The following is a 19,155-nucleotide window of genomic DNA, read 5'->3' on the forward strand; positions in this document are numbered from 1 at the left end:
TCGATGGGAACAGCCTACCGAAGCAGGCTGAAGCGAAGCTTAATCAGCCTTACGACTCCTCCAGCTCCAGGCCGACCCTCGCCTGAAGCTGCTCGCCAACGACCTGCAGCTGCATCTCCCGCACGCGCCCCCCTTCGTGCTCCAGCGAATGCAACCACGCGAACATCAACGCAGGCGAGCCCTCGAGGCTGACCTCGACCTGCTGCGCCCTGGTCTCGAGGCCGGTGATGCGCACGCCCGCCGCCTGGGCACGCTCGCTCAGCCTGGCCGGTGTCAACGCCTGGACGGCCTCCTGCTTCCGGGCTGGCCCGGCCGATACCCGCTGCAGATGGGCGGCCAGCGCCTGCTCTCGGGCCAATGCCAGCTCAGCCTGCTGCAGACGTGCCTGGCCTGGTACCCAGGCCAGCTGCCACAACGCAACCAAGGCCAACGCCCATAGGGCGATGACGATCGCCATCCGTCGCTCGCCCGGTATCTGTCGCCATTGGCGCACCAAGGCATGTTCGCGCCATTGCATCATCGTGCGGCCCTCCAGGTCAGCGTGGCCCGCACACCCTGTTCGTCCTGGCGGGCCTGATCCATCGATACCTCCGGTACGCGTTGGCGAAGGCGCTCGAGGTCTTCGAACCCTTGCGCCAGCACCTCCACGCGCCAGCCTTCGGCGGCGCTCAGCGTCGCCTGGGTAACGGTTACGTTCCCGGTTTCGACCAACTGCTCGCCGAGCGACGCCAGCCCTTCTATGGCCGTTGTCGGTTGCGGGCGGTATTCGAGCGCTCGTATCTGGCTGGCGAGATCCGCGCTGACAGGCTGCCCGGGCGCCCAACGTTGAAAGGCCTGACGACTTTCCGCCTGCAGCTGCGCCGTACGCCGCAGCAGCCAACCTGCTCGCAGGTAATCGGCCACGCATACCATCGCGAACGCCATCACCACCCCAACCGCCAGGGCACGCCAGGGCACGCTCGCACGGCGCCGTCGATAGGCGCCCTGAAGCAGGTCGATGGCCTGCCCGCGGCCTTGCCTGAGCGTATCGAAGGCACAGGGGACCGATTGGGTTCGCAGGGCACGCCCTGTAGGCTGCGCTTCGGCCAGCCACGCCATGGCCGGCAGCTGTTGCGCCAGCACCTCGGCGACCTGGGGGGCAGCAGCCAGCCGTAGCGCCCCGGCACCGCCGATCAACCAACGCCCCTCGACCCACAACGCGCACGCGGGTTCGCCACACAGCAGGTCGGCATCGACATGCAGGGCAAGCGGTTCGATTCCCTGTGCCTGCAGCAGGGCCAGCAGGCTGTCCATGGCCGCTCGGTCAATCACAAGCCCCCGACGATGCCCCTGCTCATTCGCAGGGCCGAAGGCCAAGTGCACGCTCTCCAGCGGTGCTGCCAGCTGATCCTCGACGGCGAAGGCCAAGGTATCAGGCTTGGGCCGCCGGCCTGGCAGCGGGCCGACTTCGCAGCTGCCGACCATTTCCATCGGCACCACTACCACTGCCGCGCCGCCCAGGATCGACGCCGCTTCACCCATGCAGATGCGGTGCAGCTGGCCAGCGGCTGTTCGCACCCACACAGGCCACTGCGTATCGATCGCCCCTGTTCCTGCGGGCAGCAGGTACAACCAATTGTCACTCATCCGGCATTTGCTCCCGCGTTGCAGAAAACACACGTCGCACCACACGAACCCGGTGCGTGTTCAGATCGATTTCCAGGTCGCTGTACAGGTACATCCGCCTGCCACCGAGCTCCACCTGCACTTCGAGACGAAACCACTGGCTGCTCACCGTCAGCCCACGGCTGGTGATGCCGAGGCCATCCACCTGTGGCAGGGCCAGGAATTGGTCGACCCGGGTGTAGCCCTGCTCGGGCCGTTCAGCCACCAACTGACGCGCAACCGCCGGCGACAGCCCCTCCAGCGCAGCCAAGACCTGTGCCGGGGCGGTATTGATGTTGAGCCGGGCTTCCTTGGGCAACGCAACGACCCAGGGCCTCAGGCGGTCCATCACCTCGGCGGACACGCCCGGCAACGCGCGAAGTTGCGTTGGGTCCAGCAGCGGCTGCCCGACCAGGTTGTCCAGCTCAGGGGGCTCTATCTGCAACGACTGGCAGAGGCGCTCCCAGCGTTCGAGCAGTATCGGGTCGGGGGTCTTGCCCGCCAGCAATGCCCCCAGGTTGAAACGCGCCGACAGGTCCGAAAGCTGCGTGCGAACCCGCCCCTCACCCAGTGACAGCGATTGGACGCGGGCCCATTGCTGACCGCCGTGGGCGACCTGCACGACCTCGCCCACCTGCTGACGCAGCTGCAGCAGAACCCTGCGCTCCGCGCCCTGGGCCAACTGCAGCAGTCGCGTGGCCTCCATCTGCTGGGTAACGCCCCCCAATAGCAACTGATGGCTGCGCAGCATGCCGGCGACCAGCAGCGACAGCAGCGCCATGATCAACAGCACCGTGACCAGGGCCAGCCCCTCTTGTCGCCTGCGCTTCATTGGCTGGCCCCGGCCAAGGGAAATACACGCCGTATCTGTTGAAACCGCTTGGTGGACAGAATGATCTCCAACGCCTGCGGCGGCGCCGGCCGACGTTGGACGATCGGCCAATGTGCCTGCCACCCGACATCCGGCACATACAAGCGCCAACGCAGCTCGACGACGCCATCGAGCAAGCGCTGGGGCGCACTCTGGCCGTGCTCCAGCGTATGGCGCTGACGCCATAGCACGCCATCCTTCAACCAGTAGTTGACCAGCCGCAGTTCGCTGCGCGGCAAGGGCTGGCTGTCCTGCACACCTGCAATCCACCATGCCATGCGCTGCTGCTCCAGCATGACGCCAAAACCACGCTGTTTCAGGCTCGCAGGGAGATAGCCGTGCAACGCATCCCGCTGGATCAGGCTCATCGCCCTGCCCAAGGCGCGCAGGTCTTCGGCCTGCTCCTGGCGCTTGCCATCGGCTCGGACCAACACGTCGAGCAAGCGCGCGGTCCCAACCGCCAACAATGCAAATAGGGCGATGGCCAACAGCAGCTCGATCAAGGTGAAGCCCCGCTGACGACGCTTGCGGCCACGATCACTTCGCCCCATCGACGTCCTCCAGCCAACCGGTGGCCTGGTGCAGCACCTGGCGGTCCGCTGCCAGGCCGACCCGCACGACCACTTCGACCAAGCCCCGGTCCCCCAGGCGACGGCGCTCTTGAGCCACTGTCCAGCGTCGTTGGTCGAAAGACACTTCCATGGGGCGCTGCCCGTCGCCACGTCTCGGCTGCAGGCGCAGTTCGACCAGGTGGTTGTCGGCGATCCAGCTGGCGAACAGGCGGTCCTGCAAGCCCTGGGACTGCATCAGGACATGCCGGAAAGCCGAGCTCACCGCCACTGCCAGAACCGCGAAGATCGCCAGCGCAACCAAGACCTCCAGCAAGGTGAAGCCGCGCTCACGGCGTGAGTTTCGGATCATTGAGCCCATCGCTCGACACCCTGGCCAGGCGTCTGTCCGGCGCCATGAAATACAACGAGAAAGGGGTGTGTTCGTCGTTGCCGTACATCAGTAATTGCGGTGCGTTGCCGCGTGGGGAAGTCGATACAGGCACCCCGTCGATCTCCAGGCGCAGCTCCAGTTCGAGAGCTCGCGGCGGGCCTGCAGGCTCCCAGCCTTGCCCGGCCGCCTTGAGCAAGCGATAGCCCTGGGTGTCGACGCGAATGCCCAGTGCACGCCCCTCCAGCACCGCCTGTTGCCGCGCATGCTGCAGCATCTGCAGGAATAGACCGGCCTCCTGCCTGGCCACACGCTGTGGGTCACGCCCGAACGTCAGCCCTGCCATGGCCATGACGATGCCCAGCAACGCGATGACCACCAGCAGTTCCAACAGGGTGAAGCCCCGGGAGCGGCACCCTGTCATTCGAGCCAGTTACCGATATCGGCATCCATGCCCTCGCCACCTGGTTGGCCATCGGCGCCCAGGGAATAAAGGTCGTAACCCTGGCTCGAATGCGTACCGGGGCTCGTGTACTGGTAAGGCGAGCCCCACGGGTCGGTAGGCGTGCTCTTGAGGTAGCCCTGGGCATTCCACTGACGCGGCAACGGCGCCACGGTGGGACGTTTGACCAGGGCGTCGAGACCCTGGGCAGTGCTTGGGTAGCGGCCGTTGTCCAGCCGGTAGATTTCCAGGGCGGTGGAAATCGACTGGATGTCGGTACGGGCCGCAGTGAGCTTGGCGTGGTCCGGACGGCTCATCACGTTGGGCAGCACCAGCGCGCCCAGCACGCCAAGGATGATGACCACCACCATGATTTCGATAAGGGTGAAGCCGCGTTGTGCGCGGCGCGCGGAACGAATGGACATATCAATTGACCAGTTGGTTGAGGTTGAGGATCGGCAACAGGATGGCGAGCACGATGAACAACACGATGCCGCCCATCACCAGCAGCATCAGGGGTTCGCAAAGGCTCACCAGCAGGGATATCCGCCCCGCCAGCTGCTTGCCTTGAAGGTCGGCGGCACGTTCGAGCATCGTGTCCAGCTCACCGGCGCGCTCGCCGCTGGCGATCATGTGCAGCATCAGGGGCGGCAAGGTCTCGCTGCGCGCCAGGCAGTTGGCCAGCGTGGCGCCTTCGCCAAGCTCGCGGGCGGCTTGCAGCAAGCGCTCGCGCAGTATCAGGTTGCCGATGACCCCGGCACCGATGTGCATGGCTTCGACCAGGGCGACACCGCTGCGGCCGAGGATCGCCAAGGTGCTGATGAAACGCGCCGCTTCACTGGCGCGAACGAACTCGCCGTATGCCGGCAGGCGCAACGACACACCCTGCCATTTCCGGCGCCGGGCGGGATGACGCAAGCCCCAGTACACCGCCGCAGCCGCTGCCGCCAGGGCCGCAACGCCCACTACCCCATAGCGGTGGGTGGCGTCGCTGAGCGCAATCAGTACCTGGGTCGCCATGGGTAGTTGGGCCTGGTCCCGGGAGAACGCCTGCACGACATCCGGCACCACATAGCCCAGCAGGAAGCCCACCACCAGCAACGAGACCACCAGCAGGATCACCGGGTACACCATCGCCAGCTGGACTTTCTGGCGCAGGGCCTGCTGGTTCTCGCCATGTTCGGCCAGGCGGTCGAGTACCCCGGCCAGGTGCCCCGAGCGTTCCGCCGCAGCGACGGTGGCCCGGTAGACCATGGGAAACGCCTGTGGATAAGCCCCAAGCGCTTGCGCCAGGGCGTGGCCTTCGGCGACGCGCTCAGCCACGCCGCGCAGCACCTGCCGCACCTGGCGTTGAGTGGTTTGCGCAGCGACTGCCTGCAAGGCTTCGGTCAGCGGCACGCCCGCATGCAGCAAGGTCGCCAGTTGCCGGGTCAGAAGCGAGCGCCGGGCAAGGCTCAGGTGGTTGCGCGTCAGCAAGCCATTGAGCGGCGATTCCCGTACAGGTTCGACCTGCAGCACCAGCAGCCCCTGGTCGCGCAGGGCCTGCCGGGCCTGGCGCGCACCCGGCGCTTCCAGTGTGCCCCGCTGGCGCGCGCCCTGGGCGTCCTGGGCCTGGTAGCGAAACAACGCCATATCAGTCGTGCCCCGTCACGCGTAGCAGTTCTTCCACGCTGGTCTGCCCTTGGCGGATACGCTCGACGCCATGCTGGAACAGGCTCGGCGTGTCCTGGCGGATCAGCTCCAGCATCTGTGCCTGGGACGCGCGCGTATGGATCGCCTGCGCCAGCGGCGGCTCGACCACCACCATTTCATGCAAGGCCAGTCGGCCGCTGTAACCCTGCTGGCATTCGCCACACCCTTGGGCCTTGTAGACCACCGCTGGCCGTTCGGCGGGGTGCCCCAGCGCGCTGGCAATGGCATCGTCCACCTCGCAGGCGACCTTGCAGTGCGGGCAGAGCCTGCGCACCAGGCGCTGGGCCATGACCCCGGCCAGCGACGAGGCGAGCAGGCAGGTGTCGATGCCCATGTCCGCCAGGCGCGTGATGGCGCCCAACGCGCTGTTGGTGTGCAGGGTGGATAGCACCAGGTGCCCGGTCAGCGAGGCCTGGACGGCGATGTCGGCGGTTTCCCGGTCGCGGATCTCGCCGACCATGACCACGTCCGGGTCCTGGCGCAGGATGGCGCGCAGGCCCCGGGCGAAGGTCATGTCGACCTTGGTGTTGACCTGGGTCTGGCCGATGCCGGGCAGGTGGTATTCGATCGGGTCTTCCACCGTGAGGATGTTGCGCGATACCTGGTTGAGGTAGGACAGCGCCGTGTACAGCGTGGTGGTCTTGCCGGAGCCGGTAGGGCCGGTGACCAGGAAGATACCGTGGGGTTTTTCCAGCATGCGCAAGAAGCCCGTGCGCACCGAACCTGCCATTTGCATATGGTCGATATCCAGGCGCACCGCCTGCTTGTCCAGCAGGCGCAGTACCACCCGTTCACCATGGGCCGCCGGCAGGGTCGAGACCCGCACATCGACCTCATGACCGGCCAGGCGCAGGCTGATCCGGCCATCCTGGGGCACGCGTTTCTCGGCAATGTCCAGGCGCGCCATGACCTTGATACGGGAAACCAGCAAGGCGGAAAGCTCCCGCGGCGGCGCCAGCACTTCGCGCATCACGCCATCGATACGCATGCGCACCCGCAGCTGCTGCTCGAAGGTTTCCAGGTGGATATCCGAAGCCCTGGAGCGGACGGCCTCGCTGAGCAGGGCATTGAGCAGGCGAATGATCGGCGCATCGTCCTGTTGGTCGAGCAGGTCGCAGGTCTGCGGCAAGGCTTCGGCCAGGCGGGATAGGTCGATTTCCTGGTCCAGGCCCTGGACCACCGCCTGCGCCGCGTCCTGGCTGCCGCCATAGCAGCTGGCCAGGCGCTCGGCAAAGCAGGCGTCATCCACCTGGCGCAGCAGCCAGGCACTGCCCACCAAGCGGCAGGCCTCGGCCATGGCGGCCAGCGATGCATCCTCGCGCATCAGCAAGGCAGGTTCGTCCGCCTGCTGGTCGAGCAGGATGCCGTGGCGCCGGGCGAAGCTGAACGGCAGGCTGGCAGTCATCGACGGCCGCCTTGGTTGTCAGGCAGGCGCTGGGCTTCGAACAGCTTCTGGGCGTCCTCCGGCAGCACCGAGTCGTCCACTGCACGAACGTTTTCGTAGGCGCGTCGTCCTGCCTGGACCAGCTCGGCCTGGCTACGCAGGATGGTGGGGCGCAGGAAGACCATCAGGTTGGTCTTTTCCTGGACATCCCGGTTCCAGCGGAACAGGCCACCCACCCAGGGGATGCGGCTGAGCAACGGTACACCACGCTGCTCTTTCCGTACGCTGTCCTTGATCAGGCCACCGATCACGATGATCTCGCCATCCGCGGCGAGGATGGTGCTCTTGAGCGTGCGCTTGTTGGTGATCAGATCGTTTTCCAGCGTGCTGGGGGCGAGCTCCGAGCTTTCCTGTTCGACCTCGAGGCGCAAGGTCCGGCCTTCGTTGATGTGCGGACGTACCTTCAGGCTGATACCGATGTCCTTGCGCTCGACGGTGGTGAACGGGTTGTCCGCGCCACTGCCGGTGGTGGTATAGGAGCCGGTCTTGAACGGCACGTTCTGGCCGACGAGGATCTGCGCTTCTTGGTTGTCGAGGGTCAGCAGACTGGGGGTGGACAGCAGGTTGCTGCGGGTATTGCTGGCCAGGGCCGACACCAGCAGGCCGAAGCGATCCGAGCCGATGGCCACGGCAGCGCCCGCCGGGATGGACTTGCCCTCGCCGAGCAGATCGGCCAGCGAAGCGCCGCTGTCCGGGAAGGTGATGCCACCCTTCAGGCCGCCCTTGTCGATGCCCCATTGCAGGCCGAGGGCCTCGTTGATGTCACCGCTGACTTCGACGATGGCCGCATGGATCAACACCTGGGCCCGTGGTTGGTCCAGTTGTTCGATGATCTGCTCGACGCTGCCCAGGGTCTGGGGTTCGCCCAACAGCACCAAGGCGTTCTGGTTGGCATCGGCCTTGACCATGGCTTCACCGTTGAGCGTCTCGCCAAGGCCGTCACCGGTCGGCTTGCCGTCCAGGCGCTTGCCTACATCACCCAATACTTCAGCCAACTGCTCGGCATTGCTGTGCTGCAAGCGGACCACACGCCAGTTCTGCGAGGCGGTAGGCGCAGGGACATCCAGCGAGCGGCTCAACTGCGCCAGGCGCTGACGCGACTTGGCGGGCCCGAGGATGAGCAGGCGGTTGCCTGGCAGGTCGGCCAGCACCCGCACGCCGCTCTCCGGACCACCGGCGGCTCCTTCCACCACGGCCAGCACGTCGCTGGCCTGGGCCTTGTGTAGGGTCACCAGTTCATAGTCATGCCGCTGGCCGCTGTCGAGCTGCAGCACCAGGTCTTCCAGGCGGTCCAGGTTGGCAGCCGAGTCGGTGACCACCAAGGCATTGGCCGAACTGGAAGGGCCGATATAGCCATTGCTGGAAACCAACGGGCGCAGCAGCCCTGCCAGGTCCGATGCGGTACTGCCGGACAAGGGCAGCACGCGTGTCGTGAATGCTGCCGGGATGGCCTCGACCTGCTGGTTGGCCCAGGCCTTGGCTTCGCTGGCCGGCAGCACCAACAGCCGGTCACCGTCGTTCACTGCGGCGAAGCCCTGGGCGTTGAGCACCGAATAGAACAGCCGGCGTATACCTTCACGATCGAGCGCCTCGCTGGACAGGACAGTGATCCGCCCCTGTACGCGCGGGTCCAGGATGATCGTCTGGTCGAGTATCGCCCCCACTTCGCGTACCACATCGCGCACGTCGGCATCGCTCATCGCCAGCTGCCAGGTAGGCTCGTCGGCCAGCGCCAGGGAACAGGTCAGGGTAAGGCAGGCGCCGAGAGAGGCGGCGCGCAGGTATCGCTTGAAAGTCATTGCACCTCCCGCAACAGGCGGGGTGAAGAAGGGGAAACCGAAGCAGCACCCTTGGCGCTGCCGGTCGCTTGGAATACAGGAGAACTGCTGGTCGACAGCGACACGGCTTCTTCGCGGCCACCGACCCAGAGCACGATGGAGCGCACGTCGATACGCCGCAGCACACCGCCGCCCGGCAGGCGGTCGCCGACCCGATAGATGGCATCGCCGTTGGCGCTTTTGACCAGCGCGCGGGCATCGCCTTGGCTGGAAACGAACGTGGCCTTGAGGGTGATGTCCGACCGGCTCGACTGGGGCTGGCCGGGTGCCTGGAAGCCGAACGCCAGGGCCAGGGTGGCCACAGGCAATGGCTTTTGCGCAGCCGACGCAGGGGCCACGGGCACGGCCGGGGCGGCAGCGTCTGCCACCACCGGGTTGGCCGCATCACGCCATATCAGCAGGGCCCCTGTGGCCAGCACCATCGCAGCCCAGGGCAGGTGCACGGAAAGCTTCATCGGATTCAGGGCAGCATCCGCCGAAGTACTCGCCGCCCGGACAGCTCATGCAGCACCACCGCGGCGATATGCATCGCCACGCCCAGCGCCAACAGCAGGCAGGATGCAATGTGGATGTTGAACCAGACACCGTGCCAGAACGGGTCGCTCAGCACCGGCGCGATGGCGAACCAGCCGAAGACATCGATGTCGCGGTCCATCATCAGCACACCGGACAACAGGACGGTGGCGATGGTCCAGTACAGGGCTTCATGCACGACATGGACGATGCGGCGATTGCGCGGGTCGTCATGCAGGCTCTTGGGCGCGGGCTTGACCAAACGCACCAGCCAACGCAGCAAGAAGACCGGGATGAACAGCGTGGTCAGGGCGACATTGAAGAACGCAACGGCATGGAATGTGGTGGTGGCGACATCCATGTGCGCGACATAGAAGCCACTGATCAGCACCCAGATGATGACCAGGGCAGAGATCCAGTGCAGGAGGATCCGCTGCCAGCAATACTTTTGCACTTGCATAAAAATACCGATAGGAAACCGAGTACCCGTTAACGGGTACCCGGTTCAATCCGTTAGAGCTTGTTCCAAGCGTCGGACCAGTTGCTTCCGAAACCGGGCTCGTAATGGATAGCGCTAGGGTTGCTGCACCAGCCGCTGTAAGGGAATGGCTTGCACTCGAAGACTTCTCCGGTCTTGCGCTGCAGCACTTTGGTGCCAGCTACGTAGCTGCTGATGGACTGCGGGTATTCGAAGTCGTATTCCACGTTGCCTGCGGCCTTCAGCTCAACAGTGCGCTCTTCCTGCAGCAACACGCGCTCGCCCTTGTCCACACCTACGACCTTGAGAGTATGCGCACCTTCGACGCTCTCGACATTCAACACGAACTTGGCAGTGCCGTTGACCGCTTGTTGAGCAAAGCCGACTTGCTTGTTGTTGGCATCGAACAGCTGGGCCTTGACCTTCAGCGCCTTGTTGCTCATTACGCTGAAGTCCATCGTGGTCTTGCCGTCTTTAAGCGTGTATTCAGGCTTGACGTCATGCAGGTGCATGGTGGCTGGGTCGCCCGCAGCGGCCTCGATGTCAACGATATAGTTGGTCAGACCACTCTCCACTTTGGCGAAGATGGTATTGGAACCTGGCACAGGCTCGATATTGCCCTCGGCGTCCAGCTTGCCGGCACGCACCAGCGTCTGGGTTTCGTTGATCCGCTTAGCGAGCTTGAAGGCCCAGTTGGCGCCAATCGCTTCTTCAGCATTATCGATTGTGATGGTCACCCTGAATGCCTGGTTCTCGCCGTTGGCGTCAAATGCACGGGCAATGACTTTGTCTCCAACTTCGAGATCGCGGTTTGGCGAGATTTCTGCCAGGCGAGGCCATTCCGGGGCAGGACCGCCATCGAGTTGGATATCGACATCAGCAACGCTATGGAAGGTTTTGTCTGTATCCCCAACGTCCCACATAGCCAGAATGACATGCTGCCCCGACCGGTCTGCAGGCAAGGTGCAACTATGCGTTGGGTTGGTGCCTGTCCCTGGGTTAGGTATCTGATTATGTCCCTCAACTCTGCAGAACGGAGTCGAGTCGAACGAGGCCCGCGTCAATTTCTGGTTAGGATTCCAATCTGCCTTGGTAATGAAGTACTCCCAGTTCTTCACAGGATGTGGAGCTTCGTAGTGCCAAGCAAACTGAACATTGCGGTCGACAATCGGCGTCAGGTGCCAACGGTTGGCGGACTGTTCGTCAAGCGCTGCGAAATCGAGGCGAACGCCACCACTTGCAATTACCCCATCGGCAGGACCTGCGCCAGGGAAGCTCCCGACAACCTCACCGACAGACCAAGGTTCGTATTGGACTTGTCCACAATCGACGTTCTGATTTTGATACTTCGCATGGCAGAGCGCAGCGCGAGAAGGTGGGTCAGCAAGATGTCCATGCGCATTTACCACCTGCGCATGCAGGCCCGCACCAAGGACCGCGACCCAAAGGCCGCTCAAGGCAAACCCTTTACACATTACACTTCTGGTAGTCACAAGAAAACTCCGAAGAAATTATTAGACTCTAATAGCCAGTAAGCACCCAGTAAGACCGGCGCACGTGACGATCGCAATCTAACTACGTCATCGGAGCTCTTTATGTAGGAAAGTTCTACATACCTCGCAAGATTAGTAGGTAATAACCACACCAATTAATCAGAGTAATTTTTATTAACAAAAAATAATTTTGTTCACCCACGCACCAAATAAGTGCGGCAATAGTGAACTCGCGAGGTCAATATAAGGTATTGAAGCGGTAGTTCTTTAATAGGTGGGTTCCCCTATTGCAGGAGAACCCTTCCCTTCGGCTCAGCCGTGATACCGCGCCGACAATTCATGCACTGCATTGATGAACACACCAGCATGCTCCGGGTCCACTTCCGGGGTAATGCCGTGCCCCAGGTTGAACACATGGCCGCTGCCATGCCCGTAGCTTTCGAGAATCCGCGCCACTTCCTGGCGAATGGCCTCGGGCTTGGCGTACAGCACGGTCGGGTCCATGTTGCCTTGCAGCGCGACCTTGTCGCCCACACGGCGACGGGCATCGCCGATTTCGCAGGTCCAGTCCAGGCCCAGGGCATCGGCGCCGGCTTCGGCGATGCTTTCCAGCCAGATGCCGCCGTTCTTGGTGAACAGGATCACCGGCACCTTGCGCCCATCGTGTTCGCGAATCAGGCCGCTGACGATCTTGCGCATGTAGGCCAGGGAGAATTCCTGGTAGGCCGCCGCCGACAGGTTGCCGCCCCAGGTATCGAAGATCTGCACCGCCTGGGCACCGGCCTGGATCTGGCCATTGAGGTAGCGGGTGACCGACTGGGCCAGCTTGTCCAGCAGCAGGTGCATCGCCTGGGGGTTGTCGTAGAGCATGGCCTTGGTCTTGCGGAAGTCCTTGGAGGAACCGCCTTCGACCATGTAAGTGGCCAGGGTCCAGGGGCTGCCGGAGAAGCCGATCAGCGGCACGCGGCCGTTGAGCTCGCGGCGGATGGTGCTGACGGCGTCCATCACATAGCCCAGGTCCTTCTGCGGGTCGGGAACCGGCAGCACCTCGATGTCGGCCAGGGTGCTGACGACCTTCTTGAAACGCGGGCCTTCGCCGGTTTCGAAGTACAGGCCCTGGCCCATGGCGTCGGGGATGGTGAGGATGTCCGAGAAGAGAATCGCCGCATCCAGCGGGTAGCGGTCCAGCGGCTGCAGGGTGACCTCGCAGGCGAACTGCGGGTTCATGCACAAGCTCATGAAATCACCGGCCTTGGCACGGCTGGCGCGGTATTCCGGAAGGTAGCGGCCAGCCTGGCGCATCATCCAGACCGGGGTGACGTCTACGGGTTGCTTGAGCAGTGCACGCAGGAAACGATCGTTCTTCAGGGCAGTCATGTCGGCATCCAGCAAAAAAGTGCGGGCATTTTCTCAGACGTACAGAGAAAAGGCACGGCTGTTTGTCTATTGGATGCCGTGGATCAATGGTTTTTGTATACAAAATGCATAGAGGGGGCTGCTTTGCAGCCCTTTCACGGCGCAAGGCCGCTCCTACAGGGGGATCGCGCATATCCTGTAGGAGCGGCCTTGCGCCGCGAAAGGGCCGCACAGCGGCCCCCAACAATGGATCAGACTTCCAGGTAGTCCAAGATACCTTCAGCGGCCGTACGACCTTCGAAGATGGCAGTAACCACCAGATCCGAACCGCGCACCATGTCACCACCGGCGAACACTTTCGGGTTGCTGGTCTGGTGCTTGAACTTGCCCTTCTCCGGCGCCACCACGCGGCCTTGGCTGTCCAGCTGGATACCATGCTGCTCGAACCACGGCGCCGGGCTCGGGCGGAAGCCGAAGGCGATCACCACGGCATCGGCCGGCAGGATCTCCTCGGAGCCCGGGATCGGCTCGGGGCTGCGGCGGCCACGGGCGTCCGGCTCGCCGAGACGGGTCTCGACCACCTTCACACCTTCGACCTTGTCCTCGCCGACGATGGCGATGGGCTGACGGTTGTAGAGGAACTTCACGCCCTCTTCCTTGGCGTTCTTCACCTCGCGGCGCGAACCCGGCATGTTGGCTTCGTCACGACGGTAGGCACAGGTCACCGACTTGGCGCCCTGGCGGATCGACGTGCGGTTGCAGTCCATCGCGGTGTCGCCACCACCAAGCACCACGACCTTCTTGCCCTGCATGTCGACGAAGTCTTCCGGCGACTTCTCGAAGCCCAGGTTGCGGTTGACGTTGGCGATCAGGAAGTCCAGGGCGTCATGCACACCTGGCAGGTCTTCGCCGGGGAAGCCGCCCTTCATGTAGGTGTAGGTGCCCATGCCCATGAACACCGCGTCGTAATCGGCGAGCAGCTGCTCCATGGTGATGTCCTTGCCCACCTCGGTGTTCAGGCGGAACTCGATGCCCATGCCGGTGAAGACGTCGCGGCGATTGCTGAGCACGGTCTTTTCCAGCTTGAACTCGGGGATGCCGAAGGTCAGCAGGCCGCCGATCTCTGGGTTGCGGTCGAACACCACCGGGGTCACGCCGGCACGCACCAGCACGTCGGCACACCCCAGGCCCGCTGGGCCCGCGCCGATGATCGCGACGCGCTTGCCGGTCGGCTTGACCTTGGACATGTCCGGGCGCCAGCCCATGGCGAAGGCGGTATCGGTGATGTACTTCTCCACCGAGCCGATGGTCACTGCGCCAAAACCGTCGTTCAGCGTGCAGGCACCTTCGCAGAGGCGGTCCTGCGGGCACACGCGGCCGCACACTTCCGGCAGGGTGTTGGTCTGGTGCGAAAGTTCTGCCGCCGCGAGGATGTTGCCTTCGGACACCAGCTTCAGCCAGTTGGGGATGAAGTTGTGCACCGGGCACTTCCACTCGCAATACGGGTTGCCGCAGCCCAGGCAGCGGTGTGCCTGCTCCACGGACTGTTGCGGCTTGAAGGGTTCGTAGATTTCCACGAACTCCTTCTTGCGCTGGCGCAGGAGCTTCTTCTTGGGGTCCTTGCGCCCTACTTCGATGAACTGGAAGTCGTTGTTCAGACGTTCAGCCATTTTTCAAAACCTCTATACCGCAGTTGCTGGCCTGGGCCGCAAGCTGCAAGACGATCACTTGAGCCGGGCAAGCCCCGCGCACGGGGCTTGCCACTTGCAGCTGTTGTTACTGCGGGTTGGCACGGGTGCTGGACAGCAGTTGCTTGAGGTTGGCCGCCTTCGGCTTGACCAGCCAGAAGCGCCGCACGTAGTCGTCCAGGTTCTCCGAGAGCTCGCGCCCCCACTCGCTGCCGGTTTCTTCCACGTATTCGGCAAGGATCCGCGCCAGGTGGCTGCGGTAGGCCTCCATCGCCTCGCCACTGATCCGCTGGATTTCCACCAGCTCGTGGTTGAGTTTGTCGACGAAGGTGTTGTCCATGTCGAGCACGTAGGCGAAACCGCCCGTCATGCCAGAACCGAAGTTGTAACCGGTCTTGCCCAGGACGCAGACAAAGCCGCCGGTCATGTATTCACAGCAGTGATCGCCGGTACCCTCGACCACAGCGTGGGCGCCGGAGTTACGCACAGCGAAGCGCTCGCCCGCGGTGCCGGCAGCGAACAGCTTGCCGCCGGTGGCGCCATACAGGCAGGTATTGCCGATGATGGCGCTGTGCTGGGTTTCGAACGGGCTGCCGGCAGGCGGCACGATGGTCAGCTTGCCCCCGGTCATGCCCTTGCCGACGTAGTCGTTGGCGTCGCCTTCCAGGTGCAGGTTCAGGCCACCGGCGTTCCATACCCCGAAGCTCTGGCCTGCGGTGCCCTTGAAGCGGAAGGTGATCGGCGCGCCGGCCATGCCCTGGTTGCCATGCAGGCGGGCGATCTCGCCGGAGACACGCGCACCGATGGAGCGATCGCAGTTGCAGATATCCAGGCTGAACTCGCCACCGGCCAGGTCGCGAACGGCCGGCAGGGCCATCTCGACCATCTTCTCGGCCAGCTCGCCCTTGTCGAACGGAGGGTTCTTGTCGACTTCACAGAACTGGGGCTTGTCGGCCGGGATATGCGAGCTGCCCAGCAGCGGCGACAGGTCCAGGAACTGCTGGCGCTCGGTGTCGCCAGGCAGCACTTCCAGCAGGTCGGTGCGGCCGATCAGCTCGCCCAGGCTGCGCACGCCCAGCTTGGCCAACCACTCGCGGGTCTCGATGGCGACGAAGGTGAAGAAGTTCACCACCATGTCGACGGTACCGATGTAGTGATCCTTGCGCAGCTTGTCGTTCTGCGTGGCCACGCCCGTGGCGCAGTTGTTCAGGTGGCAGATGCGCAGGTACTTGCAACCCAGGGCGATCATCGGCGCGGTGCCGAAGCCGAAGCTTTCGGCGCCGAGGATCGCGGCCTTGATCACATCCAGGCCGGTTTTCAGGCCGCCGTCGGTCTGCACCCGCACCTTGCCGCGCAGGTCGTTGCCGCGCAGGGTCTGGTGGGTTTCGGCCAGGCCCAGTTCCCATGGGGCGCCGGCATACTTGATGGAGGTCAGCGGCGAAGCGCCGGTGCCACCATCATAGCCGGAGATGGTGATCAGGTCGGCATAGGCCTTGGCCACGCCGGCGGCGATGGTGCCCACCCCCGCCTCGGCCACGAGCTTGACCGATACCAGGGCCTGCGGGTTGACCTGCTTGAGGTCATAGATCAGCTGGGCCAGGTCTTCGATCGAGTAGATGTCATGGTGCGGCGGTGGCGAGATCAAGGTCACGCCCGGCACGGCATAGCGCAGGCGGGCGATCAGGCCGTTGACCTTGCCGCCGGGCAGCTGACCGCCCTCACCGGGCTTGGCGCCCTGGGCCACCTTGATCTGCAGCACTTCAGCATTGACCAGGTATTCGGGGGTGACGCCGAAACGGCCGGTAGCCACCTGCTTGATCTTCGAGCTCTTGATGGTGCCGTAGCGCGCCGGGTCTTCGCCGCCCTCACCGGAGTTGGAGCGCGCGCCCAGGCGGTTCATGGCCTCGGCCAGGGCTTCGTGGGCTTCCGGCGACAGGGCACCGAGGGAGATGCCTGCGGAGTCGAAACGCTTGAGGATCTCTTCCAGCGGCTCGACCTGCTCCAACGGCAGCGCCTGGTCAGCGACCTTCACTTTCAGCAGGTCGCGGATCATCGACACCGGACGCTGGTCGACCAGCGTGGTGTATTCCTTGAACTTGGCGTAGTCGCCCTGCTGCACGGCAGCCTGCAGGGTATTGACCACATCCGGGTTGTAGGCGTGGTATTCGCCACCGTGGACGAACTTGAGCAGGCCGCCCTGCTGGATCGGCTTGCGCGCACTCCAGGCTTCGGCGGCCAGCAGCTTCTGGTCGCTCTCCAGGTCGACGAAACGTGCGCCCTTGATCCGGCTGGACACACCCTTGAAGCTCAGGCCGACCACTTCCTCGGCCAGGCCCACGGCTTCGAACAGCTGGGCGCCACGGTACGAAGCGATGGTCGAGATACCCATCTTCGACAGGATCTTCAGAAGGCCTTTGGAGATGCCCTTGCGGTAGTACTTGAAGACTTCGTCCAGGTCGCCGAGCACCTCGCCGGTGCGGATAAGGTCGGCCAGGACTTCGTAGGCCAGGTACGGGTACACGGCGGACGCACCGAAGCCGATCAGCACCGCGAAATGATGCGGGTCACGGGCGGTGGCGGTTTCCACCAGGATGTTGCTGTCGCACCGCAGGCCCTGTTCGGTCAGACGGTGGTGCACTGCGCCGACGGCCAGGGAAGCGTGCACAGGCAGCTTGCCCGGGGCGATATAGCGGTCGCTCAGCACCAGCTGGGTCTTGCCGCTGCGCACGGCCTCTTCGGCCTGGTCGGCGATATTGCGGATGGCCGCTTCCAGGCCGACGCTTTCCTCGTAGTTGAGGTCGATCAGCTGGCGGTCGAAGCCCTCGCGCTCGAGGTTCATCAACGAGCGCCACTTGGCCGGGGAGATCACCGGCGAGCTGAGGATCACCCGGGAGGCATGCTCCGGGGACTCCTGGAAGATATTGCGCTCTGCACCCAGGCAGATCTCCAGGGACATAACGATCGCTTCGCGCAGCGGGTCGATCGGCGGGTTGGTCACCTGGGCGAACTGCTGGCGGAAGAAGTCGTACGGCGAACGCACGCGCTGGGACAATACGGCCATCGGCGTGTCGTCGCCCATCGAGCCCACGGCTTCCTGGCCTTGTTCACCGAGCGGACGCAGCACCTGGTCACGCTCCTCGAAGGTGACCTGGAACATCTTCATGTACTGCTTGAGCTGGTCGGCATCGTAGCTGGCCACGCCCTGGTCGTCGGTCAGGGTCGCCTGGATGCGCAGGGCGTGCTGGCGCAGCCAGCGCTTGTATGGGTGGCGCGACTTGAGGCGGTTGTCGATAGCATCGGTGTCGAGGATCTGGCCGGTCTCGGTGTCCACGGCGAAGATCTGGCCCGGGCCGACGCGGCCCTTGGCCAGGACGTCCTCGGGCTTGTAGTCCCACACACCGATTTCCGACGCCAGGGTGATGTAGCCGTTCTTGGTGGTGACCCAGCGCGCCGGGCGCAGGCCGTTACGGTCGAGCAGGCAGACCGCGTGGCGGCCTTCGGTCATGACGATACCGGCCGGGCCGTCCCACGGCTCCATGTGCATGGAGTTGTATTCGTAGAAGGCGCGCAGATCGGCGTCCATGGTCTCGACGTTCTGCCAGGCCGGCGGCACCAGCATGCGCACGCCGCGGAACAGGTCGATGCCACCGGTGACCATCAGTTCGAGCATGTTGTCCATGCTCGAGGAGTCCGAACCGACGCGGTTGACCAGCGGGCCGAGCTCTTCGAGATCGGGGATCAGGTCGTTGGCGAACTTGGTGCGACGGGCCACGGCCCAGTTGCGGTTGCCGGTGATGGTGTTGATCTCGCCGTTGTGGGCGAGGAAGCGGAAGGGCTGGGCCAGCGGCCACTTCGGCAGGGTGTTGGTGGAGAAGCGCTGGTGGAAGACGCAGATGGCGGTCTTCAGGCGTTCATCGCCCAGGTCCGGGAAGAAGGCGGCGAGGTCCGCCGGCATCATCAGGCCTTTGTAGATGATGGTCTTGTGCGAGAAGCTGCAGATGTAGTGGTCAGCGTCGTGGGCGTTGGCCACGGACGAGCGACGACGCGCGCTGAACAGCTTGATCGCGAACTCCTGGTCGCTCAGGCCTTCACCGCCGATGAACACCTGCTCGATCTGCGGCAGGCGCTCCAGGGCCAGGCGGCCGAGTACGCGGGTGTCGATAGGCACCTTGCGCCAGCCGATCAGCTTCAGGCCGGCATTGACGATTTCGCGGTCCATGTTGGCGCGGGCCGCTTCGGCCTTCACCGGGTCCTGGTTGAAGAACACCATGCCGACGGCATACTGCTTGGGCAGCTCGACGGCGAAGTGTTCCTGGGCCACGGCACGCAGGAACTGATCGGGCTTCTGCATCAGCAGGCCGCAACCGTCGCCGGTCTTGCCGTCGGCGTTGATACCGCCGCGGTGGGTCATACAGGTCAGTGCCTGCATGGCGGTTTGCAGAAGATGGTGGCTCGCCTCGCCCGTCATATGGGCGATCAGGCCGAAACCACAGTTGTCCTTGAATTCTTCGGGATGGTACAGACCTGTTTTCATAGACACTTTCTCACCAGGTTCGCCTCTCAACGAAGGCAAATCTCTTTTTAGTACAACCACTTACCATCCACGCCGATCAAACGCCAGCTTTTTGCGGTGGGCAATGGGAAACCATTGTTGCACAGGGACAGCAACGCCCACAAATTTTCATGACGCATCATTGAAAACTTATGTCGCATTTTTGAATGTTTTTGCGCCATGAGCCGTGGTAGCGGCTTGGCTC

At 63.9% G+C, this 19,155-nt stretch carries 16 protein-coding genes; all 16 read right to left on the minus strand.

Translation table 11 applies throughout. The annotated features are described in order from the left end of the window. Nucleotides 1-49: 49 nt before the first annotated feature. Entirely contained in the window at nt 50-520 is a 471-nt protein-coding gene (gene gspM, locus ACNFCI_RS01595) for a type II secretion system protein GspM (RefSeq protein WP_416767287.1), read from the minus strand. Next, nucleotides 517-1,626, minus strand: coding sequence for a type II secretion system protein GspL (gspL, locus tag ACNFCI_RS01600; protein WP_416767289.1), 1,110 nt, complete (start codon nt 1,624-1,626; stop codon nt 517-519). Before gspL ends, gspM begins: the two co-directional genes overlap by 4 nt. Next, nucleotides 1,619-2,476, minus strand: a complete 858-nt coding sequence (locus ACNFCI_RS01605; protein ID WP_084853866.1) for a general secretion pathway protein GspK — start codon at nt 2,474-2,476, stop codon at nt 1,619-1,621. Before ACNFCI_RS01605 ends, gspL begins: the two co-directional genes overlap by 8 nt. After that, complete coding sequence (gene gspJ / locus ACNFCI_RS01610) at nt 2,473-3,066, minus strand: type II secretion system minor pseudopilin GspJ (RefSeq protein ID WP_084853865.1); 594 nt, start codon at nt 3,064-3,066, stop codon at nt 2,473-2,475. Before gspJ ends, ACNFCI_RS01605 begins: the two co-directional genes overlap by 4 nt. Further along, nucleotides 3,053-3,436 carry a type II secretion system minor pseudopilin GspI gene (gene gspI, locus ACNFCI_RS01615; RefSeq protein WP_084853863.1) on the minus strand — a complete coding sequence of 128 codons (384 nt, stop codon included), beginning with the start codon at nt 3,434-3,436 and terminating at the stop codon, nt 3,053-3,055. Before gspI ends, gspJ begins: the two co-directional genes overlap by 14 nt. After that, nucleotides 3,414-3,878: a type II secretion system minor pseudopilin GspH gene (gene gspH / locus ACNFCI_RS01620; RefSeq protein WP_324817442.1), complete on the minus strand. Its 465-nt coding sequence runs from the start codon at nt 3,876-3,878 to the stop codon at nt 3,414-3,416. The genes gspI and gspH overlap by 23 nt, the downstream gene beginning before the upstream one ends. Beyond that, nucleotides 3,875-4,321, minus strand: a complete 447-nt coding sequence (gspG, locus tag ACNFCI_RS01625; RefSeq protein ID WP_416767292.1) for a type II secretion system major pseudopilin GspG — start codon at nt 4,319-4,321, stop codon at nt 3,875-3,877. Before gspG ends, gspH begins: the two co-directional genes overlap by 4 nt. A 1-nt stretch (nt 4,322) precedes the next feature. Then, complete coding sequence (gene gspF, locus ACNFCI_RS01630) at nt 4,323-5,528, minus strand: type II secretion system inner membrane protein GspF (RefSeq protein WP_416767294.1); 1,206 nt, start codon at nt 5,526-5,528, stop codon at nt 4,323-4,325. Between the two features lies 1 nt (nt 5,529). Then, entirely contained in the window at nt 5,530-6,993 is a 1,464-nt protein-coding gene (gspE, locus tag ACNFCI_RS01635) for a type II secretion system ATPase GspE (protein WP_084853857.1), read from the minus strand. Then, nucleotides 6,990-8,831, minus strand: coding sequence for a type II secretion system secretin GspD (gspD, locus tag ACNFCI_RS01640; protein WP_084853855.1), 1,842 nt, complete (start codon nt 8,829-8,831; stop codon nt 6,990-6,992). Before gspD ends, gspE begins: the two co-directional genes overlap by 4 nt. After that, nucleotides 8,828-9,313, minus strand: a complete 486-nt coding sequence (locus ACNFCI_RS01645) for a type II secretion system protein N (protein ID WP_324817454.1) — start codon at nt 9,311-9,313, stop codon at nt 8,828-8,830. The genes gspD and ACNFCI_RS01645 overlap by 4 nt, the downstream gene beginning before the upstream one ends. A 17-nt stretch (nt 9,314-9,330) precedes the next feature. Then, nucleotides 9,331-9,843: a cytochrome b gene (locus ACNFCI_RS01650; RefSeq protein WP_416767296.1), complete on the minus strand. Its 513-nt coding sequence runs from the start codon at nt 9,841-9,843 to the stop codon at nt 9,331-9,333. Nucleotides 9,844-9,896: 53 nt separating this feature from the next. Beyond that, nucleotides 9,897-11,318: an N-acetylglucosamine-binding protein GbpA gene (gene gbpA, locus ACNFCI_RS01655; protein ID WP_416767297.1), complete on the minus strand. Its 1,422-nt coding sequence runs from the start codon at nt 11,316-11,318 to the stop codon at nt 9,897-9,899. 348 nt (nt 11,319-11,666) lie between these two features. Then, a complete protein-coding gene (hemE, locus tag ACNFCI_RS01660) occupies nt 11,667-12,731 on the minus strand; it encodes a uroporphyrinogen decarboxylase (protein ID WP_416767298.1) in 1,065 nt (354 codons plus the stop codon). 230 nt (nt 12,732-12,961) lie between these two features. Further along, nucleotides 12,962-14,380 carry an FAD-dependent oxidoreductase gene (locus tag ACNFCI_RS01665; protein ID WP_084853848.1) on the minus strand — a complete coding sequence of 473 codons (1,419 nt, stop codon included), beginning with the start codon at nt 14,378-14,380 and terminating at the stop codon, nt 12,962-12,964. 106 nt (nt 14,381-14,486) lie between these two features. Next, nucleotides 14,487-18,932, minus strand: a complete 4,446-nt coding sequence (gene gltB / locus ACNFCI_RS01670) for a glutamate synthase large subunit (protein ID WP_416767300.1) — start codon at nt 18,930-18,932, stop codon at nt 14,487-14,489. Nucleotides 18,933-19,155: the final 223 nt, after the last annotated feature.

Origin of the sequence: Pseudomonas sp. NY15356 (genome assembly GCF_048068175.1) — a bacterium.
GTDB lineage: Bacteria > Pseudomonadota > Gammaproteobacteria > Pseudomonadales > Pseudomonadaceae > Aquipseudomonas > Aquipseudomonas putida_K.